Source organism: Niallia sp. MER 6, assembly GCF_023714395.1.
Lineage (GTDB): Bacteria > Bacillota > Bacilli > Bacillales > Cytobacillaceae > Niallia.
This window is the reverse complement of the sequence record NZ_JAMAUK010000005.1, coordinates 104,548-125,291: the sequence shown is the minus strand read 5'-3', so window position 1 is coordinate 125,291 and position 20,744 is coordinate 104,548. Positions and strand designations below refer to the sequence as shown.

Below are 20,744 nucleotides of genomic sequence, written 5' to 3'. Positions count from 1 at the left end.
AAACGGTTAACTTATAATGTTTAACAACTTGCTTATGTAAGAAATTACGTATCGTAGGAGGAATTTTATGTCTTTTCTATTCAATCCCACTCAGCCTGAAATGAAAAGGTACAGCCATTATTATGAAGAAGCAAAACCTCCTGCGTTTTTGCGGCAGGAGATTTATTTGTTCTATCAATTTAGAGTTCAGAATACTTCGATTGTCCATTTACCTGTCATACCAGATGGCTGTATTGATGTGCTTTTTTGCTTTCATCCGCACAATCCGTTTGCTGTCGTAGCTACCAGCCCTGTCGAACGCTGCACTTATGATTTCATGGCAGACTGTGACTATTTCTGTGTACGTTTTTATCCAGAGCAAACGAGCCTCCGGTTCCAATGCTCCATGAAGGAAATTAATGCTTACAAACAAATATCCTTTTTTGATATCATCCGTTGCCATCCTTCTATTTTGGAGGAATTAGCCCAATTAAAAACATTAAATGAACGCATCCACCGATTTGCCTTCTTTCTACAATCACAGACTCAGAGCGGCAATTACGACTTGAACCTAACCTCGTATTGTCTTGAAAAGATTTATACCTCTCACGGAATGTTAAATATGAAAGAATTATCTTCCCTAACCGGTTATTCTGACCGTTATATCCGCAAAAAGTTTGAACATTATATTGGCTTTTCTCCAAAAGAATTTAGCCAAATTGTCAGACTGCAAAAGTCAGTGGAAAGCCTGCTCGCTAACAATTCAGCAATTAACGAAAAGACAGTAGATAATTTTGGTTTTTATGACAAATCTCATTTCTATAAGGACTTCAAAAAGTACATGCATATTACGCCAATCCAATATAAAGGCATTTGCTCGCTGACTTAATATTATTTTAAAAAGGAAAAGAATGGTTTCCAGAGCTAATTACTTTACAGAATTCGCCCGATGTTGTATCCTCTTAAGGTAGCATATTTCATGTCTCTGTAGCTCAGTAGGATAGAGCGGCAGCCTCCTAAGCTGTGTGTCGTGGGTTCGATTCCCTCCAGGGACGTCATCATAAAAGCTGGCACTTTGCTGCCGGCTTTTTTCTGTCTGCGTCTTAAATTCTCTGCAAAAAACTGCTTATATTTATTGCTTCTCCCCCTAATTGTTTACAGCCATTTTAAAAAAATAGTAATTATTAAATAAAACGCTTGCTAAAAACTTGTAAGCGGTGTCATAATCATTTTATATCATTATCATAGTGTTAGTTTTACTTATTTAAATCATTATCCTAAAAAAGCAGTTATTTAAAGACAAGGGTATGGTGAGGCTATGTTGGTTAATAATTTGAGGGAAAAATTGCTTTCAGAAAATGAAATTGAGGCATTTGCCTTGGCATCTGGAACGGATGATCTGCATGAGATTTTATCCAGTCTAAATTCAGCTTCACAGAGTGCTGAGGATGCAGTTCTGTCAGCAGATTCTTTAATGAACAAGACAGACAAGATTACCATCATGAAACATCCCCGTTATGTCGATATTAAAGTACATAAGCATGACTTTCTAGAAATAAGCTATGCCTATATTGGCGGATTTACACAATGGATTAATGGAGAGACAGTTGTGATGAAGGAAGGCGACTTGACGATATTGGATACAGATGTCATGCATACCATCCAAAAGGCAGATAAAGACACCGTCATTATTAATATTCTCCTCCGCAAAACTTATTTCAATCATAATATTCTTGCCCGTTTGACTGAGAATGATCTCATATCTAAATTTGTGATTGATGCCATCTACAAACCGAAAATGAAAGGCCGTTACCTTTACTTTCCTTCATCAGGAAATGAAAAAATTAGAAATTGTGTGGATGCTGGATTATTAGAATATTACAATCCTGATATTGGCGGCCAAGAGGTACTCAGCTGCCATATCGTCTTATTGTTTACAGAACTTATGAGAATGTCTAAACAACAACCGAAGACGTTGGCAGAAGATGTCTCAAGTATTGCCATTGTTGATATACTCCAATATATTGAAGAGCATTATTTAACAACAAGCTTAAAGGAGGTTGCGAAGCATTTTCACTTCCATCCTAATTATTTGAGCAGGCTGCTGAAAGAAAATATCGGTAAAACATTCAGTGAAATGGTGCAAGAGCTTCGCCTCCGTCAAGCAAAGCTTCTCCTCGAAAACACACAAATGCAAATAAATCGGATTGCTGACGAAGCAGGCTACACTAATTTCAATCATTTTTATAAAAAATTTAAAGAGTATTATCATACAACTCCTGCTGATTACCGTAAACGTGTGATTTTAGAAAAAAATATTCTTGAATAACTAACATGTTTATGTACCTTAAGCCGACTGAAATAACCAGCGGTTTAGGTACATTTTTTTTTATAAAACTCAGAAATAGCTTTAAATGGAGAATTGCTTCTTTGACAATAGCTTATCTATTTTCTATAGTTAGGTAGGACTATTCTCACAATTGAAGGAGGAGGAAAATAATGATGGAGACGAAATTAAATTCCCGTGACAAAATACTGCAAACAGCTTCTCGGCTTTTTCAGCTGCAAGGTTACCACGCGACAGGCATGAATCAAATTATCAGTGAAAGCGGACTGCCAAAAGGTTCTATTTACCACCACTTTCCTCAAGGAAAGGAATCATTGGCAATCGAAGCCGTCCACTATACAAGCAGTTACATTGAAAGAAAGCTGCAAACGATTATGGATGAAATAAATGACCCTATTGAAGCAATTCAAGCGTTTATTGCCGATACTTCAAGTCAATTTGAATCACCTGAACATATTGAAGGAATTCCGATCGGATTGCTGGCAAGTGAAACGGCACTTATTAGTGAGCCGTTGCGTCTTGCATGCGTTGAGGCATTTGCAAAATGGGAAAGAATTATTGCTGCTAAACTAGTGCAAAACGGATACAACCAAGATTATGCATTAAAGATGGGCATGCTGATTAATTCCATGATCGGCGGGGGGATTATGCAGTCGATAACCCGTAAGGACAAAGCACCATTGCTGGCCATCAGTGAAATTATTCCACAAATTTTTAACAACAAAGGGTAGAATTTATTATCCCTTTGTATTATGATACTAGACAGACCGGTCTAGTCAATTACAAAGGAGATAAAAGCATGAACTTATTAAAAGAAACAGGACTACCAACAGAAAAAAAACCTTATTTACTAAGAAGCGGTGCTGGGGAACATCGTCTCTTCGGCAGACAAGTTGCCACCATAATGGCAGATTCACCTAGTACAGATAATATTTTTGGGATGGTGATGATTACTGGAGGTAAAGAGGATTCCTTTCCTTCTCATATCCATGAAAACACACATGAAGGAATATTGATTTTAAGCGGCAGACTGGAAATAAAGCTTGATGGCATCAAGTATTTGCTTACAGTTGGCGACTATGCCCACATACCTGCTGGAACTGTGCACAGCTATGTTATGAAAGCCCACAGAACAAGATTTGTCTCTTATACTGCCAATGGTGAAATCGCAGAGCTTTACCGAATTATTGGTAAACCCTACAACCAACCTGAATATCCGCCAAATGTTAATAGTGACATCCCAACTGAAGTTTTGCTGGATGCTACTTTACATACAGATATACAGTTAAAAAAACAGCCTGACATAACTTCTGAAGTAGCAAGTGTCACGAGCCTGCCTGACAGAGCAATTCCCTATGTTATCTACTCAGGTGAAGGAGACCGTCTTTTGACAGGAGATCAGCTTCATCGCATTATTGCATCACAAAAAAATACAGATGGCCAATTTATTATTGTTGCTTCAGACGGGCCTGCTGGTGACAGGATTGTTGAACATTATCATGAACATCATACGGAAACATTCTTCTGCCTTGAAGGGAAGATGACGATGTGGGCTGACGGCCAAGAGATTGAGATGCTTCCAGGAGATTTCCTTCATGTTCCAGCAGGCACCGTTCACTCCTATCGCCTAGACTCTCACTATACTAAGATGGTCGGCTTGCTCGCTTCTGGTTTATTTGAACCATTTTTCCGCATTCTTGGCGACGATTTTGAGCATTACACCTTCCCAAGTGAGGCGATGCCGCTTCGTTTCGACCGGGTTATCGAAAACTTAGATGTTCTTGATCTAAAAGTGGTCAACAAACCAAAATAAATAGCTAATAAACGATTAAAAGGAGAAGAAAAATGGTTGTCGCTGTAAATAAAGAAAAACAAGGTATAGACAGGCTGGTAACAGTTCTTGTTTTTGCATTAGTTATTTCTGTCATGAATTCCACTATGTTCAACATGGCCATTCCTTCTATTACTAGAGAGTTCAATCTGCTGCCAACAGAGGCAGGCTGGATTGTGACAGCTTACATTATTATTTATGCAATCGGGTCTGTCATTTATGGAAAGCTGGCTGACAAATATATGCTAAAAACATTGCTAACCTTTGGTTTATGCACTTTTGCAGCAGGGAGCATTCTCGGTTTTGCAGCAAGCAGCTTTCCTTTGCTTGTTGCAGGCCGCTGTCTGCAAGCGATGGGAGCATCTGTCATGCCAACTGTGTCAATGATTATTCCCACTCGCTACTTCAATAGTGAAAATCGAGGACGAGTATTAGGTTTAACATCTGCTGGCATGGCGTTAGGAACGGCGATCGGTCCAATTGTAGCTGGCTGTGTGACTAGCTTCTTTAATTGGCATTATTTATTTATTGTCTCCTTGCTGTCTCTTGTTACCTTGCCGTTTTTCCGCAAATACTTACAAGAAGAACAACAGCAGAGATATGGAAAAATAGATATGGTCGGTGCTGCCTTCCTTGCTGGAACACTCGCTTTTCTGCTGCTGGCTATAACACAAAGCTCCATTTGGTATGCTGCTTTATGTGGTTTATTTTTTATGCTGTTTCTATGGCGGATTCAATCAGCAAGAGACCCATTTGTACAGCTTTCTTTATTCAAAAATAAACAGTTCTCCTTAGGAATTGTCATTTCTGGACTTTGTTCAGGAATCGGCTTCGGAATTCCCTACTTGACACCGTTGCTGCTGCAGGATGTTAATGGACTGTCACCGATTTTGAGCGGCTTGTATATGTTTCCGAGTGCCTTACTTGCAGCAAGTTTAGGGCGAAGCGGCGGAAAACTTGCTGATTTAAAAGGGAATCATGTTCTTACTTATATCGCTCTGCTCGGTTTCTTTGTCGGCTACAGCATCCTTTCCATTGTGGCAGGCTTGTCACCGTATATTATTATGTTTGTACTAATGTTTGCTTGTATCGGGCAAACCTTTATGCAAATTGCCTTGTCCAATACTGTATCAGGCACACTCGTAAAAGCAGACGTTGGTGTCGGAATGGGGATTTTAATGATGACGAATTTTATCTCTGGTGCTCTTTTCACTACATTAATGAGCAAAGCGCTCGAAAAAGGCAGCTTTTCAGTTCAGCTGAATCCGCTCCTTCAAGCACAAGACAGTTTAAACTACAGTAATATTTACACAGTGCTTACTGTTTTAATTATTATCGTCACATTCACTTACCATTTCCGCTTTAAAAGATATAGTGCGGTGCGTGGATAAATAAGAGTATACAAAAAAGGAAGGCTAAAAAAGCCTTCCTTTTGCTATCGACTAACTAGCCTTTGAACATGAATAGCTAAATACAGCTTTTCATTGTTTGTAATATCGTAGTCGAACTGTTTCTTTATATATTCTGAGATTTTTTCTGTACATTCAACACTTCCTGGATGTTTCTGTTTAAAAGCATCATATAAAAATGAATCATCATCCGCCAAGTATGTTTTACTGTACAGCCGTTGTGCAAAAAACTTCAAATGGGTTAGAAACCGGAAATAGTTTAGCGATTCTTCATCAAATTCCATTTTATAATGATATTTAACAATATTCATAATATCCTGAATGACCTTTGTTATGTTAGCAATATTAGGCATTTCCTCACTTAAACCAGCATTGACAATATGCATTGCAATAAAGCCAGCTTCATCTTCCGGCAAATCTACTCCCAGCTTTTGTTTTACGAGCTGCAAAGCTTCCTTACCAATTGTGAACTCATCTTTGTAAAATCGTTTGATTTCCCATAATAAAGCATTGGTAATGATATGTCCTTTTTCTATTCTATCAACAGCGAAGTGAATATGATCTGTTAAGGAAATATAAAAACTGTCAGTAAAGCTTCTGCCGAGCCTGTCTTTAGCAAGCTTAATGATTTCTTCTGTCACTTCCATATATTCAATGGGGACTTCATAAAGAAGGGTCTTGAACTTTTGCGATATATCTTTATTCTTCAGCTCAAAAATCTTTTCAATTTTTTCTTCATCCACGATATCTCCTGGCTTCTTCTGCCAAGCGAGCCCCTTTCCAATAATGATGAGCTCTTCCTGCTTGTCATCAAGTACACTAATGACATTATTATTAAATACTCTGGTTATTTTCATGTAACCACCTATTCGTTTAATATCGTATGTTTCTCTTTATTATAATAGAAAAAGTGATCTAAAAGGACTATTTTTCGAAAATTCAAAAGAAGGAAAGCAACCTTCTGCTTTCCTAAAATGATGCTGATTATAGATTTTCACCGTTTGCAGCGATAACCTCTTTATACCAGTCAAAACTCTTTTTCCGTGATCTGGCAAGCGTGCCGTTTCCGTCATTATCCTTGTCCACATAAATATAGCCATAACGCTTTTTCATTTCTCCTGTTGATGCACTTACAAGGTCGATTGGTCCCCAGCTAGTATAGCCAAGCACTTCCACACCTTCATCTATTGCTTGAGACAGCTCTTTTAAATGCTGACTTAAATAATCGATGCGGTGGTCATCCGAAACTTCCCCATTATCTGTGGGAACATCAATAGCTCCTAAGCCATTTTCCACAACAAACAACGGTTTTTGGTAGCGGTCATATAATTGATTAGCTGTAATGCGGAAGCCTTTTGGATCAATTGTCCAGCCCCATTCTGATTTTTGGAGAAACGGATTTTCAATGGAACCGAACACATTTCCTGAAGTAGTCTTATTGATTTCTGGGTCTGTGCTTGTTGTTCTGCTCGCATAATAGCTGAAACCGATATAATCTACTGTATTGTTAAGCAGAATCTCTTCATCTTCTGCTTCCATTTCAATCGTAATATTATTGTCTTTAATGAATTTTTTCGCATAGCCTGGATATTTACCGCGGGACTGAATATCAATAAAGAAGAACGAATCACGGTCTTTCTCCATTGCGTCAAGAACATCGTCTGGGTTGCAGCTGTAAGGATATGTCTGTCCTGCAGCAAGCATACAGCCGATTTTTGCATCTGGAATAATGTCATGGCAAGCTTTCACAGCAAGTGCACTTGCCACAAGCTGATGATGTGCTGCCTGGTATTTCACCTGCAACTTATCCTCACCCTCTTTAAACACAAGGCCAGCTCCAACAAACGGCAAGTGAAGTAGCATGTTGATTTCATTAAAGGTCATCCAGTACTTTACTTTATCTTTATAGCGGTTGAACAAAGTTGTTGCATTTTTTTCAAAGAACCCGACAAGCTTGCGGTTTCTCCAGCTGCCGTAATTCTCCACCAAGTTAACAGGTACATCGAAATGAGCGATTGTCACAACTGGTTCAATGCCATGCTTGTTCAACTCATCAAACAAATCATCATAAAATTTCAAGCCAGCCTCATTCGGTTCGGCATCGTCACCATTTGGGAAAATCCTTGCCCAAGAAATCGATAAACGCAATGCCTTGAAGCCCATTTCGGCAAATAAGGCAATATCCTCTTTATAACGGTTATAAAAGTCAATTGCTTCATGTGATGGATAGAACTCACCCTCAATTGGTTCATAAGAAGTCAGATTACCCATCATAATGTCAAATCTTTTTTGACCCGTCGGCAAAAGATCAACTGTTGTTAATCCCTTTCCATCAGCAAGATATGCTCCTTCAGCTTGGTTTGCAGCAATCGCGCCGCCCCATAAAAATCCTTTTTGAAATGCCAAAATATTTCTCCTCCTTCATATTTAACGCTGGTTAAGTAAGGAGCTGATTCCTTCCTTACTTAACCAGTCTTTTTCTTTTATTTTACATCTAGTTTCAATAACTCATCCACTGTAGTGACTTGTTTTTTATTCGTCAGCTCCATGTTGAAATCCTTGTAGTTCGTCACAACAACAGGAGTTGTTAACAACTTGCCAGCTTTACGGATTTCTTCCATGTCAAACTCAATCAACAGCTGACCTTTCTCGACATATTCCCCTTGTACTGTATGTGCTCTGAAATGCTTTCCTTCAAACTGAACAGTATCCATTCCGATATGAATTAAAATGTCAGCACCAGAATCTGTTGTAATTCCTATTGCATGATTTGTCGGGAAAAGAGCTGAAACTGTACCAGATACTGGTGCATACAGCTTTCCTTCAGTCGGTTCAATTGCTAAGCCATGACCTAATGCACCAGTTGAAAATGCTGCATCTTCTACTTCAGATAATAATTTCACTTCTCCGTTTAAAGGACTTGTAATTACTTCATGCTGTACAACCGCAGCTGCTACTTCATTAGAAGCTGCTTTCACTTCTGAATTTGAGCTGTTTTTCTGTTCTTTACCGATTCCGCCAAACAAGTATGTTAAAATGAAAGCAACTACGAATGCCACAACAATTGCGATTAATGCACCCCATAGATCCATACCAAGCCCATCAGGACTGATGTAAGTTGGTATTCCGAATATCCCAAGACCGCCAATAATGTAACCCTTTACATTAGCGAATCCTAGAACAGCTCCACCTGCAGCAGCACCAATACAGCTGATGATAAATGGTTTTTTCAATGGCAATGTAATACCATAAATAGCAGGCTCTGTTACACCGAATACGCCGGAAATAAATGCTGGAATGCTCAATGATTTCAATTTTTTATCTTTCGTTTTAATTAAGATGGCAAGAACTGCACCTATTTGTGCAAAGGATGCTGCAAATACTGTTGCAAGAATTGTATCGAAGCCCATTGTCGCCACATTGTTGATCGCAATTGGCACTAAGCCCCAGTGAAGACCGAAAATAACGATTACTTGCCATAGTCCGCCAAGCAAAATCCCTGCAATTAATGGACTTAAGTTATAAATGAATAATGAACCTGCACCGATCAAACTGCTTGCCCATGTTGCAATTGGGCCGATAACCATAAATGTTATTGGAATGACAATTAATAATGTTAATAATGGCACTACGAATGTTTTAATAACATCTGGAATAAAGGAACGAAGCCATTTTTCCACTTTTGCTGCAAAGAATGTAGACAAAATAATTGGTATAACCGATGATGAATAAGACATTAAAATCACTGGAATTCCTAAAAATGTTACATAAATTGGTGATTCAAACATGGTTCCTGCAAATACTGTGTAAAGCGGGTCACCTATAGTTAGAGTTGAAAGGGTCGGATACACTAATGCGGCTCCGATTGCCATACCGATGAATGGTGTACCGCCGAACTTTTTGATTGCTGTATAACCTAAGAAGATTGGCAAGAAATAAAACAGAGCATCACCAGCTGCATTTAAGATTTGATACGTGCCGGATGTGTTTGTCAGCCAACCAAGTGCGACAAATAGTGCATTAAAGCCTTTGATCATCCCTGATGCAGCTAAAACGCCAAGGACTGGTGTAAAGATGCTTGAAATCATATCAATAAAGCGGCTGAATAGGGAACCTTTTGGTCCTTCCTCTTCATCAACTTGCTCTTGACCTTGAAATCCACCTACTGTGACTACAGCTTTGTATACATCTGGTACATGGTTTCCGATAACTACTTGATATTGCCCGCCGCTTTTCATCACTGTGACAACATCATCCATATTTTTTAGAACCTCTGTATTTGCCTTGCCTTCATCCTTCAGCTTAAAGCGAAGGCGTGTAATACAATGGACTACATTGGAAACGTTTTCTTTTCCACCCACATTAGCAATAATATCTTTTGCCAGCTGCTCATATTTCATTTTTGACCCTTCCTTCTTTTATCTATTTTTATATTTTGCCAAATAAAAAACCTGAGCCCACTAAATCACACTATTAACAGCGTGTTCTAGTCAGTTCAGGTTATGCCCACTTAAGGTAACATTCCATCTAGGAACTTTTATTAAGTTGTTATTTGATAGGTTAAATTTATCATGAGAACGATTACATGTCAACGCTTTCAATAAAAATATTTTTGTAACTTTACAGATTAGTTGCATTATTGAGAATAGATTTATTTGTATTATCATTTTTCCAGTTATTTTATGTATATTTTTAAAATTGGGTCGCAATCTATTTGTAGGGATAAATAGGCATTTCTTGAGCATTCCTTGTATGCTGGACTTGATTAGAACATATTGAATAATAGGTGAGAACATGTTTAAGGATATAGCAATCGAATTGAGTGTCGGCTTCATTACACTGCTGCTTATGCTAAAAGTACTCGGTAAAATACAATTTTCCCAAATAACACCTTTCGATTTCATTACAGGAATGGTATTAGGAAATTTTGTAGGTGATTCGATATTCGATGAAAGAACAACTGTTTTGGAAATTATTTTTAGCATTTTGCTCTGGGGACTGCTTATTTACATAGTTGAGTTTTTAACACAGAAATCATTTGTTTTACGCAGCTTTTTTGAAGGCAAGCCGTCCATATTGATTAATAAAGGTCATATAGACTATAAAAAGTTAAAAAAAAATCATCTCGATCTCAATCAACTGCAGCATCTGTTAAGAAAACAAGGATATTTTTCTTTATATGAGGCGGAGTATGTCATCTTAGAGCAGGATGGTAATATAAGTGTGGCACCTAAGCATCGTTACGCCACACCCACAAAAGAGGATTTACATATTGATGAACAAAAAGTCCAGCTTTCTTATGCACTCATACTTGATGGAAAAGTGGACAAGCAAAATTTACAGGAGCTGGGCTTTGATGAAAACTGGCTTAAGCTGCAATTATCTCAGCTGCAAATAAAAGATTATAAAGAGGTCCTTTATGCAGAATGGCAGGAAGACAGCGGATTACAACTATCGAAATATGAATATTCATCAAGTACTTAATTTTATTTAGGAAGGTGATTATATTGAAAAAAATGTTCATGTTGCTGCTTTTAACAATACTCCTTTATAATGGTGACCTTGTGTCTGCAAAAACAGAAGAGAAATCTGAAAAAGTAGATGGGTATTTTACAGCGGAGGATATCTTATTTTCTATTATTGAACCAAAATTAATCAGAATCGTACATAATCAATACGACAAAGACATGATCGTTAATCCAGTTAAGGTTGAAGATGTTGCCATGATGCAAAAACAGATAGAAAAAGGCAAATATAACGGCTGGTTTGAGGTTAAGCTGTCCGTATTAGTTGGCGAACCTGATGGCGAAACGAATATGGACACCGTCATTTTAGAAATTGATGCACCTAATATTGGCGGAACAGCTCCTCGGCTCGAAAAAGATGGGGTAAGCGGCATTGAGATCAAGCTTGTTAAATATTATAAAGGAAACTAAAAAAGGGCTGCCTCGCTGGCAGCCCTTTTAACCACTTTTTCTAATGCCCTTAATTAGACGTGAATATCTCTTTTCTACACTAGATTCAGACCTGTTTAATAGCTTGCTAATCTGTTTATAGGTTAATCCCTTTTCAATCAGCACATGCAGCTTTTTTAGCTCGCTTGTTGTCCAATGACGGTAGCGAACACTTGTTCTCGCCGCTTTTATGTTGCCAGACACCCATTCAGGCAGGGTTGAAAAATCTTTTTTTGACAGCTTCGTAAAGTCAATTAAGCTTTTATTCTGTTCGGCCCATTCCCAAAAATTCTTCATTTTAATGAGAATAAATTGCTTTTTATATCTCGTTACCCTCGTAACTGTCTTAAGTCCATATGCTTCCCAGCTTACAACCGTTTTCGTCGTTACGCCAAGCTTGTTTGCGAGTTCTCTTGCCGTTAACATGCCTGTCTGCTTCCTTGTTGCACCAAGACCAAGGCGGCTCAGTTTGTTGGAAACTGCTCCTGGTGTCCGCCCGAGCTCTTTTGCAATTGCAGTCACTGACCTTTGTCCAACTAATGTTTGTAGAAGATTAATTTCTTCCGCTCTCCATGGTTTTTTGCTCATACATTCTCACCAAACTTTAGTTTTAGATTTTAAATTGCTTAATAAGATTGTTTAATTCTTCTGCAAGCTGAGCCAGACTAGTGGAGGAAGAAGCAATTTCCTGCATGGATGCGAGCTGTTCTTCTGTCGCGGCAGTAACATTTTGCGTGCCAGTCGCAGTTGTATCCGCAAGTGATTTAACTTCATCAACAGATGTGTGCACTTGTTCGTTTGATGCAAGCAACTTATGGACTAGCTGCTTTTCTTCCTCTATTTGCGGCGTCACATCAGAAATAATTGTTTCAATATTAGTAAAATTAACACCAACTTCTTGGACGACCACTAAACCTTCTTGTACTTCCTTTGTAGCCTGATTGACCATGTACATTGTTGAATCTGTATCCTTTTGAATTTGGCTGACAAGCCTGGAGATTTGCTGCGCTGAAGCCGCGGATTCGTCTGCCAGCTTTTTTACTTCCTCGGCGACTACACCAAATCCCTTGCCAGACTCCCCTGCCCGTGCTGCTTCAATCGCAGCATTAAGCGCTAGAAGGTTCGTTTGGCCAGCAATACTAGTAATCACATCGTTAATATTGCCGATTTCCTTTGATCTTTCTCTAAATTCCTTGAACGATTCAGCCACAGAATGAACGGTATGATTAATTTGTGTCATTTGACCGCTGACTTTATTAATCACTTTTCTTCCATCAGCTGAAACCTCTGCAGCATTTTGGACGTTTTCTGTGATAACCTCTGTATTGGCAAGAACTTGCTTTGACATGACTGCATTATCGTCGATGATAACAGAAACATGATTCATATTGCTCGCTTGTACTCCGCTTGCTTCCGAGACATCTACAATTGTAGCGGTAATGAACTCACTCGCCTTCGTATTCTCCTCTGCGCTGGCACTTAATTGTTCTGCTGCCGCAGCCACCTGCTCAGACGTAACTTTTACCTTCATCATTATGTTATTTACATTTTGAATCATGTTATTAAATGACTTGCTTAAAAAGCCTAATTCATCCTTTGCCTCATACGTTCCTTTCACCGTGAAATCACCTTTTTCGACTTCTCCTAGAAGCTTGACAATTTCTCTAATCGGCACATTTATTGCTTTAACGATGAACAGACCAATCACAAAGCTGGTAATTGCTGATACGCTAATGGTGATGATGAGAAGGATGGTTACCTTTTTTTGCATATTTATGGAATCATGATATGCCTGTTCTGACTCTGCTTCTAATAAGCTGGTAATTTCGTGCAACAGACCGTTTACTTTCTTTCTAATTGATTCTGCCTCTTGTAAAAAAATAGCATAAGCTTCCTTGTTTTTATTTTTAACTGCCAGTTCTATTATCTTGTTATTTGTTTCAATTAAGTCCCCTCTTGCTTTCATATAATCAGCAAATAGAAGATTCACTTCTTTCGTATGATTATATTCGGATGAAGGAAATTGTTTTGTTAACTGCTCCTGGTCTATTTTCAATAAATTTAAGTTATCTATATATTGTTCATTCAAGCTATCATCACTCGCAAGCATCAGCTTAAAAATTTCCATATTAATCATTAAGCTTTTAGTTTCCATATCGTGTATTAACTTAATCGGCCCAAGGTTTTCTTTAAAAATAATCTCAGAACTTTCTGATATCTTATTTATAGTGACAATACTGAATACTCCGAGTGCTATTAATGGCACAAAAAAAGTGACAAACAGTGTCAACAATTTGTTTTTAACTTTTATATTTTTGAAAATTTTCATTTTCCACACCTTCCATTATTATTCATACTATTAAAAATATTTCCTTCACTAATGGTCTGATAGTAATCTATCAAATTAATAATCGTAAACAGATTCTGATTGAATTCTATTGTTCCTTCGCAGAACGCTCCATAAGGCATATCCAAAGCCGTTTTTTTAATACCATTTTCCTTTAAATACTCAATATAAATAGCATCGTCGATTACAAATGAAAGATATTGATCGCCAACATCATACACAACAAGTTTTGAAGAGGAAGATAAATCAGATTTCTTTTGGAACAAAAGTTCACTTGTATCAATGATTCCTGTAAGCAGCTCTTCTGCTTCTTGATTAGGATTAATTGTTAATAGCGGCGTGTATTTAAGCTTGGTAAAACCAATAAACCTGGAAGAATCCTTTATCGTTCTATTAAAAAACTCAGAGTCTTGAATGGAATCTGTCAAACACAATGTTTTCATATTTTTCAGTGACAAGGCGAAAAAGTCCTCTCCTATAAGAGTCAATAAATAACCAGTCATTCGTAACCTCCTATAATTTTTAAAATAATGAATGAAAGCTTAATAATATCCTTTTCAAATGTCTGCTCCTAACTGCTTGGCCAGCAGATAAGCTTCATGTGTTTCCACACCTTCGTGAATGAAATAGATGGATATATACTGTTAAATAGATAACGTTTTCAATAGTGTATGGATGCTTTTAGATAACTTGTTCTAAAAGTCACTCAAGACTTATTTGGGCTGCATAGCTGCATATAGTTCTGACTGACAGCAATAAATTGGTTGAAATTGATGTGTAATCATGGTGATTTGTTCTTCCAAGCAGTTCTTTTTCACCAACCGGTCTCCTGTCCTCCTTTAAGTTTGAATAGGTAAATGCAAGCACAACTTTTTACTAGTGCCTGCAAACTGAAGTCTAATATAGAAAAACCGAAGCGTAAATGTAAGAAAACTAAACACAGTGTAAAGAAAAACTTACTCTCAAAGCTAGTTTAGGAAGGAAAACAGAGGCTTAATGCTCTAACAAAGCCAATCATTAGTTTCTAGTTCTACTCTCAAATATTCCATCATCTTCTATATTTCTGTCAGTTATCTCTAACATGAAACTTCCCGTTCTAAAATTGAGACAACGAGAAAAAATTTTTTTAGTACTATTGAGATAGTGCAAATGTTATATATCCATCACTTCAGTAGTAAGCCTTAAATCCATTGTCTATTACAAGCAGGAGGACCAAGATGAATTTGGAACAAATTGATTATTTATTAGAAGTAGCAAAAGAAAAATCTATCCGTAAAGCAGCAGACAAATTGCATATAACCCCTTCGGCAATCAGCCAATCCATCCTTCAAATAGAGGCAACACTTGGAGTGACTATTTTTCAGCGTTCTAATAAAGGAACCATTCCTACATCAGAAGGGAGTATTGTTTTAAAGCAGGCATTTGAGCTGCAGTGCAAATTTAAAGAGCTGTATGAGGGAGTAAAAGGCATTGCCCAAGGAAGCTTAAGTGTTCCATTGCGAATTGCCTTCACACCAACCTTTGGAAATGTAGGCTACAATGCCTTCATGGCTTTAAAGGCTGAACATAAAGAGCTGAAGGTTGAAATACAAGAGGGAATGCATGAGGATATTATGGAAACAATTATTAAAAATAATGGCGCATTCGACATTGCCTTTATTGTAGAAAACAGAAATCTGTATGCTTATGATGACTTGTTCCATATAGAGCCCCTTTATAGCAGCTATGTCTGTGTTGCAGTTGGCAAAAACTCCTCCTTACGATCAAAGAAGTTTCTGACCACAACTGATTTAACAAATGAAAGCATCGCTATATTTGAAACGGCAACACATCGAGAACTAGTGAAAAAGACAGGACTAGAAGACAATTCTGTGTTTGTAACATCCAATAACAGTTTCCTAATCAGAAAGGTTGTAAAAGATGGTCATGCTATTTGTGTACTTGACGATTTTTCCTTAATGAATCATCCAGACACACTGAATGGCGAAATTTTCGTGTTGCCTTTTAGAAATCCACATTATATTTATCGCGAAATGTGGGCGGTATATCCTAAAGAAAGTGCTAAAAATGAGAATGTCATGAACTACTTAAACACAGTCAAAAACTTAATACGGCAAGGATGTCCATTAGAAGCATTAGGATGACATTTGTTAGGAGGGTCCATAATGGAAGCCCTCCTATCCCGCTTCATCCTTCTATTTTTATGGCAGCATTATCTCTTTGGACCACTCCATATGAATTCTTTTTAACTGTAATAAACGCAATAGTAAATGCAGTTCCGATGGCGAGGATAATGCCTATAATCGCGTATGGAAAATATGGACCAACATAGGCAACAAGGCTGACAATGCTTGAGAGAATATATCCATAAATTCTAACTCCCATTGCTGCAAAAAATGTTGCTGCAACAGTACTTCCAATTGTACAAGCAATAAATGCCTTACGGTTTTTTATCAGCACTCCGAACAAGGCCGGCTCTGTTATTCCTAAAATGGCAGAGATTGTCGCAGATAATATAATAGACTTTTCTGTCTTATTATTCGCTTTAAAAAACATCGCGAAGGTTGCTCCGGCTATGGCCATATTTGTCATAAACATCATTGGCATCAGCATATCATAGCCCTTATCTGCAAAGTTCTGCAAGGCAATCGGAGTAATGGCATGATGCACTCCGAACACAATTTCAATTGGTCTTGCTCCTCCCATTACAACCCCTGCTAATACTGGAGAGATGTCAAACAGCAGTTCTACCATATAAGCCAGCCCTTTTCCTACATAACTGCCCAGCGGACCTGATGCGATAAGTGTAAATGGAATAGTTAAAAATAATGTCAGTGTTGGTGTAAAAACTGTGCGCAAAACAGACGGCATAAACTTATCTACCCATCTATAAATATAACTTAACGCCCAAACAGAAAGAATAATAGGAATAACAGTGCCTGAGTAATTAATTACCGGAATAGGCAAGCCTATAAATTGAAATTGACTTACCTCGCCAAGCTTTGCTGCATCAAGCAAGGATGGGTACATAAAACCGCCTGCTACTGCTATAGCTAAGTATTGATTTGTTTTAAATATTTTGGCTGCCGATGCTGCTAAAAAGAACGGCAGAAAATAAAAGACACCGCTGGCAATTAAATCGAGAATGACTACTGTTTCGCTTTCCTTTGGCAATATATTGAGTGCCAGTAAGCCTGCCAAAATTCCTTTAATCATACCTGCACCTGCTATAGCAGGAACAATAGGTCCAAAAACACCAGAAACTACGTCCAGCAGTCTCCCGAATAAGCCTTTTTGCGTTTTATCTTCCTTCAATTGGCTCCCTTCATCATTCTCATTCATCTCCAGTTCCTCCATTAAAGAAGAATAGTAGGATTGTACATTTGTTCCGATTATGACTTGATACTGATCACTCTTTAATTGCTCTCCGATTACTCCGTCTATCTTTTTCATATTTTCATGATCTATCATAGACTGGTCTATTAAATCAAAGCGAAGTCTCGTCATACAATGCCAGGCCTTCTTTATATTTTCTTTTCCGCCAACATAGGCTATGATTTTTTTAACAGCTTCTTTTTCCTTCATATTCAGCATCCTTTCATAATTCAGGTAACGAACAAAGTAAAACTTGCTAAATGGAGCCTTGATTTGACAAGCAAATAATAGCACAGCATCAGCATTTATGAAAACGGTTTAAAAATAACCAAAAAAAGAGAGAATCCCTTTATTCACTTGGGTTTCAACCTTCCTGTCTCCGCAAATTGGTATGGTAAATGAACTTATACTGATTACTTACCTGACCAAATTGACTTCTAGATTGGCTCTGTGCTTAAATGAAATCACTAAATGACTTGATTTGACACGAATGAAATGAAGAGAGAAGGAGATTAATAGTTGGAACCGACAATCATTACTGACATTGCATCATTTGTCACTAACCCGCATCGCCATAATCTTATTGTGGTGAAAGTAGTAACAAACAAAGGAATTTATGGATATGGATGTGCGACTTTTCAACAGCGCCCATTAGCAGTTCAAACAATTATTGAGGAATATTTAAAACCATTGCTCATTGGCCGGGATGCCAATCATATTGAAGACATTTGGCAAGTAATGATGGTCAATGCGTATTGGCGCAACGGACCTGTCATCAATAATGCGATTGCAGGTATTGATATGGCGTTATGGGATATTAAAGGAAAGCTTGCTAATATGCCACTTTATCAGTTATTTGGAGGTAAGTCTAAGGATGCCATTGCTGCCTACACACATGCGGACGGCCTAACGATAGAAGCGCTATTCAGTGAAGTCGACAAGCTGATTGAAAAAGGCTATCGTCATATTCGCTGCCAGCTCGGCAAATATGGCGGGAAGAACCATAAGATGCATTTGCCTACGCAAATTAGCGGAGGGGAATTTTTTGATCAGGACATCTATCGCAGGGATGTTGTCGCAATGTTTAGCGCCTTGCGGGAAAAATACGGATTCTCCATTCATTTCCTGCACGATGTGCATGAAAGGCTTTTTCCTAATGATGCCCTGCAGCTTGCGAAGGACTTAGAGGCATATAAACCTTACTTCCTGGAGGATATCCTTCCGCCTGATCAAAATGAATGGCTTGCACGATTGAGAAGTCAATGCAGCACTCCGATTGCCACAGGAGAATTGTTCAACAACCCACTTGAGTGGCGCAATCTGATTGTCAACAGACACATCGATTTTATCCGTTGTCATGTCTCCCAAATTGGTGGCATCACACCTGCATTAAAGCTTGCTGCCTTATGCGAAAATTTTGGTGTGCGAATAGCTTGGCATGGACCTTCGGATATGACTCCAATAGGTGTTGCTGTTAATACACACTTAAATATTCATTTACATAATGCGGCGATCCAGGAAGTACAGGAACCTGATGAAGAAACGAAAAAAATGTTCCCAGGAAATGTTGAAGTAGTGGATGGCTATATCTATCCTATCGAGAGAAATGGGATTGGCGTTGAATTTAATGAGGATTTGGCACGCAAATATCCTGTCATCTACCGTAAGCATAAGTGGACAGAATCACGTATTCCAAACGGCAGCATTCACACACCGTAACAGCTACATCTATTGCTTAGCCTCCTGCATGAATATGAGGAAACTAATCTTATCATAGAGGTATAATGATGAAAAAACGAGATTTCATTGCAGAAGATATTCTTAGTAAAATATATCAAAATAAATACAAGGCTGGACAAAAGCTCCCTACAGAACGGGAGCTTTCTAGTATATATGCTGTTTCAAGATATACCATTAGAGAAGCGTTAAAAAAACTTGTCAATATTGGGTGTGTATCCATTATTCAAGGTTCCGGTATCTTTGTTTCAGACACTAAATATAAAAGCCCCTTGATTTATAATTCATTAACTGAAAAAAAGTTCAACGAAATCACTTCTGAAATAATCTATTTCAAAAAAATTAAGCCTAATCAAGAATTAGAAAAGATATTTGATTTGCGCCAATTGCCTCATGCACGATTATGGGAATATAAACGAGTCAGGATTGTCGACTATCAAAAAATGCAGATTGAAACGTCGGTTCTTCCTTTTACCTATTTTCCAGATCTTAATGAAGAAAAGATAAAAAGCTCTGTTCATGATTATGTTCAGCAATGCGGTTATCACATATCCCACTTTATCACAACATATCATGCGATCAATATTACGAAAGAAGATGCAGAACTGCTTAACTGTAAAAAAGGAAGCGCAGCTATGCGGATTATTAATAGAGGAATTTTAGAAAATGGTAAAGTGTTTGAATACAGTGAAATCATTAATTTGGATTACTCTGTATCTTATTTCACTCCGTTCAACAAACACAGTCATGAATATAGAAAAAATTAAAAAGACCAGGTGCAATTTATGCCACTGGTCTGTATTTTCTTATTCCATAGTTTAAGAGTGATGCTCTACAATCTTATTCATATCTTCAAGCTTTGCCGTAACCTTCCCGGCATATGTATAATCACCGTAGCAATAAGGGTACCGGAAGTTTAGTTTATCGTTATTGCAAGTATACAGCTCAGGCGATTTTTCTACCATGTATTCAGAGTAGGATTTGGCTATTTCCTCACTGTGATTTGTCTCCTTGCTGACAACGTAATCAATATAGCCTGGTCCCATATTATAACTTTGAATAATCGTATCAATGTCTACCCCATTTGCCTCTCCATATTTGTACATTTCAGAAAAATGGAAGACTCCTTGTTTAATACTTTCAGTCGGATCGGTGATTTCATTTCGGCTCAGGCCCGCAGATTCTGATGACTGCATCGGGTCAGTGCCTTTCCCATGACTTTCCTGATCCATAATCGCAAGCAAAACAGGTGCAAACTCATCAGGTTCGAGGTCATTTCTTTCTAATTCATTGATGATATCAGGCAAATAATTCACTAATCTAGTTTGTTCCGTATGTTTAATGGTTTTAGCGGTCACTAAGTATCCAATATACACAATCATTATTAACAGAATAAGAATCGGCAGCTTCCTTACTTTTCTTCTTTTCTTCAATTTAACCCCTCATTAAAGCAATATAATAATTTTTCGTCGTTATTTACGTTTTCCATTATACAGGATATAAGCAGAAATTTCTTTCTTCAACAGAAAGGTCAGAATATTTTTACCTTTTCGTTCTTCTGAGAGGAGATTATTAAAAAAGGAGATTGATTGGAGCGTAAAGGAAAGACTGCTACTTAGGATGAATGGGACAGGCGAGAGCCTAACACAAATCTCTTCGGTACATATTATCCTTTGCAGATCCTTGAAGAATAAAAAAGAGCAGCTATCCTTTAAGTTACATGGTGTAGAGTGAGAAAGCTGCTTTTACTAGGCTGTACTATTAA

The 20,744-nt window shown here is 37.9% G+C and carries 18 protein-coding genes and 1 tRNA gene; 11 read left to right on the top strand and 8 right to left on the bottom strand.

The features are described 5' to 3' along the window. Positions 1 to 67 precede the first annotated feature (67 nt). The 6 genes from M3600_RS09230 (at position 68) to M3600_RS09205 (ending at position 5,548) form a co-directional block, all read left to right on the top strand. Positions 68 to 868: a helix-turn-helix domain-containing protein gene (locus tag M3600_RS09230; protein WP_251645493.1), complete on the top strand. Its 801-nt coding sequence runs from the start codon at positions 68 to 70 to the stop codon at positions 866 to 868. A gap of 92 nt (positions 869 to 960) precedes the next feature. Then, positions 961 to 1,034: transfer RNA gene (locus M3600_RS09225), tRNA-Arg, on the top strand. A 263-nt stretch (positions 1,035 to 1,297) separates the two neighbouring features. Next, positions 1,298 to 2,308: an AraC family transcriptional regulator gene (locus M3600_RS09220; protein ID WP_251645492.1), complete on the top strand. Its 1,011-nt coding sequence runs from the start codon at positions 1,298 to 1,300 to the stop codon at positions 2,306 to 2,308. Positions 2,309 to 2,481: 173 nt separating this feature from the next. Beyond that, positions 2,482 to 3,057: a TetR/AcrR family transcriptional regulator gene (locus tag M3600_RS09215; RefSeq protein WP_233314735.1), complete on the top strand. Its 576-nt coding sequence runs from the start codon at positions 2,482 to 2,484 to the stop codon at positions 3,055 to 3,057. A gap of 68 nt (positions 3,058 to 3,125) precedes the next feature. Continuing rightward, the gene (locus tag M3600_RS09210; RefSeq protein WP_251645491.1) at positions 3,126 to 4,139 is read left to right on the top strand and encodes a quercetin 2,3-dioxygenase; all 1,014 of its coding nucleotides are present in this window, start codon (positions 3,126 to 3,128) and stop codon (positions 4,137 to 4,139) included. A gap of 32 nt (positions 4,140 to 4,171) precedes the next feature. Then, positions 4,172 to 5,548 (top strand): MFS transporter, encoded by a 1,377-nt coding sequence (locus M3600_RS09205; RefSeq protein WP_233313559.1) that lies wholly within the window; start codon positions 4,172 to 4,174, stop codon positions 5,546 to 5,548. 44 nt (positions 5,549 to 5,592) lie between these two features. Here the strand turns inward: M3600_RS09205 and licT are convergent, their stop codons facing one another. The 3 genes from licT to M3600_RS09190 all read right to left on the bottom strand — a co-directional run bounded on the left by licT (position 5,593) and on the right by M3600_RS09190 (position 9,966). Next, positions 5,593 to 6,423 carry a BglG family transcription antiterminator LicT gene (licT, locus tag M3600_RS09200; RefSeq protein WP_233313558.1) on the bottom strand — a complete coding sequence of 277 codons (831 nt, stop codon included), beginning with the start codon at positions 6,421 to 6,423 and terminating at the stop codon, positions 5,593 to 5,595. A gap of 127 nt (positions 6,424 to 6,550) precedes the next feature. Next, positions 6,551 to 7,972, bottom strand: coding sequence for a 6-phospho-beta-glucosidase (locus M3600_RS09195; RefSeq protein ID WP_285854763.1), 1,422 nt, complete (start codon positions 7,970 to 7,972; stop codon positions 6,551 to 6,553). A gap of 77 nt (positions 7,973 to 8,049) precedes the next feature. Continuing rightward, positions 8,050 to 9,966 carry a beta-glucoside-specific PTS transporter subunit IIABC gene (locus M3600_RS09190; RefSeq protein ID WP_251645490.1) on the bottom strand — a complete coding sequence of 639 codons (1,917 nt, stop codon included), beginning with the start codon at positions 9,964 to 9,966 and terminating at the stop codon, positions 8,050 to 8,052. Between the two features lie 394 nt (positions 9,967 to 10,360). Between M3600_RS09190 and M3600_RS09185 the strand changes: the two genes are divergently transcribed. After that, the gene (locus M3600_RS09185) at positions 10,361 to 11,050 is read left to right on the top strand and encodes a DUF421 domain-containing protein (protein WP_233313556.1); all 690 of its coding nucleotides are present in this window, start codon (positions 10,361 to 10,363) and stop codon (positions 11,048 to 11,050) included. Between the two features lie 23 nt (positions 11,051 to 11,073). After that, complete coding sequence (locus tag M3600_RS09180) at positions 11,074 to 11,502, top strand: hypothetical protein (RefSeq protein ID WP_233313555.1); 429 nt, start codon at positions 11,074 to 11,076, stop codon at positions 11,500 to 11,502. Positions 11,503 to 11,529: 27 nt separating this feature from the next. Here M3600_RS09180 and M3600_RS09175 read toward each other — a convergent pair whose 3' ends face one another. From M3600_RS09175 to M3600_RS09165, 3 genes are read right to left on the bottom strand one after another with little or no spacing between them, the layout of a single operon-like run. After that, positions 11,530 to 12,108 carry a DNA-binding protein gene (locus M3600_RS09175; RefSeq protein ID WP_251645488.1) on the bottom strand — a complete coding sequence of 193 codons (579 nt, stop codon included), beginning with the start codon at positions 12,106 to 12,108 and terminating at the stop codon, positions 11,530 to 11,532. A gap of 22 nt (positions 12,109 to 12,130) precedes the next feature. Continuing rightward, the gene (locus M3600_RS09170; RefSeq protein WP_251645487.1) at positions 12,131 to 13,849 is read right to left on the bottom strand and encodes a methyl-accepting chemotaxis protein; all 1,719 of its coding nucleotides are present in this window, start codon (positions 13,847 to 13,849) and stop codon (positions 12,131 to 12,133) included. Continuing rightward, positions 13,846 to 14,370: a hypothetical protein gene (locus tag M3600_RS09165; protein WP_251645485.1), complete on the bottom strand. Its 525-nt coding sequence runs from the start codon at positions 14,368 to 14,370 to the stop codon at positions 13,846 to 13,848. The genes M3600_RS09170 and M3600_RS09165 overlap by 4 nt, the downstream gene beginning before the upstream one ends. A gap of 714 nt (positions 14,371 to 15,084) precedes the next feature. Between M3600_RS09165 and M3600_RS09160 the strand changes: the two genes are divergently transcribed. Further along, on the top strand, positions 15,085 to 16,011 hold the full coding sequence (locus M3600_RS09160; RefSeq protein ID WP_251645483.1) for a LysR family transcriptional regulator: 927 nt from the start codon (positions 15,085 to 15,087) through the stop codon (positions 16,009 to 16,011). A 43-nt stretch (positions 16,012 to 16,054) separates the two neighbouring features. Here the strand turns inward: M3600_RS09160 and M3600_RS09155 are convergent, their stop codons facing one another. Next, on the bottom strand, positions 16,055 to 17,452 hold the full coding sequence (locus M3600_RS09155; RefSeq protein ID WP_237941595.1) for a PTS transporter subunit EIIC: 1,398 nt from the start codon (positions 17,450 to 17,452) through the stop codon (positions 16,055 to 16,057). Between the two features lie 309 nt (positions 17,453 to 17,761). Here M3600_RS09155 and M3600_RS09150 point away from each other — a divergent pair, with 309 nt between their 5' ends. Together M3600_RS09150 and M3600_RS09145 are read left to right on the top strand one after the other, a co-directional pair. After that, positions 17,762 to 18,961, top strand: coding sequence for an enolase C-terminal domain-like protein (locus M3600_RS09150; protein ID WP_251645481.1), 1,200 nt, complete (start codon positions 17,762 to 17,764; stop codon positions 18,959 to 18,961). Between the two features lie 65 nt (positions 18,962 to 19,026). Then, a complete protein-coding gene (locus tag M3600_RS09145) occupies positions 19,027 to 19,746 on the top strand; it encodes a GntR family transcriptional regulator (protein WP_233313548.1) in 720 nt (239 codons plus the stop codon). A 51-nt stretch (positions 19,747 to 19,797) separates the two neighbouring features. Here the strand turns inward: M3600_RS09145 and M3600_RS09140 are convergent, their stop codons facing one another. Next, entirely contained in the window at positions 19,798 to 20,412 is a 615-nt protein-coding gene (locus M3600_RS09140; RefSeq protein WP_282581393.1) for a lysozyme family protein, read from the bottom strand. Positions 20,413 to 20,744 lie beyond the last annotated feature (332 nt).

Coding starts and splice junctions, on each gene's coding strand:
- M3600_RS09230 (WP_251645493.1), top strand. CDS start 68: ATGTCTTTTCTATTCAATCCCACTCAGCCTGAAATGAAAAGGTACAGC.
- M3600_RS09220 (WP_251645492.1), top strand. CDS start 1,298: ATGTTGGTTAATAATTTGAGGGAAAAATTGCTTTCAGAAAATGAAATT.
- M3600_RS09215 (WP_233314735.1), top strand. CDS start 2,482: ATGGAGACGAAATTAAATTCCCGTGACAAAATACTGCAAACAGCTTCT.
- M3600_RS09210 (WP_251645491.1), top strand. CDS start 3,126: ATGAACTTATTAAAAGAAACAGGACTACCAACAGAAAAAAAACCTTAT.
- M3600_RS09205 (WP_233313559.1), top strand. CDS start 4,172: ATGGTTGTCGCTGTAAATAAAGAAAAACAAGGTATAGACAGGCTGGTA.
- licT (WP_233313558.1), bottom strand. CDS start 6,423: ATGAAAATAACCAGAGTATTTAATAATAATGTCATTAGTGTACTTGAT.
- M3600_RS09190 (WP_251645490.1), bottom strand. CDS start 9,966: ATGAAATATGAGCAGCTGGCAAAAGATATTATTGCTAATGTGGGTGGA.
- M3600_RS09185 (WP_233313556.1), top strand. CDS start 10,361: ATGTTTAAGGATATAGCAATCGAATTGAGTGTCGGCTTCATTACACTG.
- M3600_RS09175 (WP_251645488.1), bottom strand. CDS start 12,108: ATGAGCAAAAAACCATGGAGAGCGGAAGAAATTAATCTTCTACAAACA.
- M3600_RS09170 (WP_251645487.1), bottom strand. CDS start 13,849: ATGAAAATTTTCAAAAATATAAAAGTTAAAAACAAATTGTTGACACTG.
- M3600_RS09165 (WP_251645485.1), bottom strand. CDS start 14,370: ATGACTGGTTATTTATTGACTCTTATAGGAGAGGACTTTTTCGCCTTG.
- M3600_RS09160 (WP_251645483.1), top strand. CDS start 15,085: ATGAATTTGGAACAAATTGATTATTTATTAGAAGTAGCAAAAGAAAAA.
- M3600_RS09155 (WP_237941595.1), bottom strand. CDS start 17,452: ATGAAGGAAAAAGAAGCTGTTAAAAAAATCATAGCCTATGTTGGCGGA.
- M3600_RS09145 (WP_233313548.1), top strand. CDS start 19,027: ATGATGAAAAAACGAGATTTCATTGCAGAAGATATTCTTAGTAAAATA.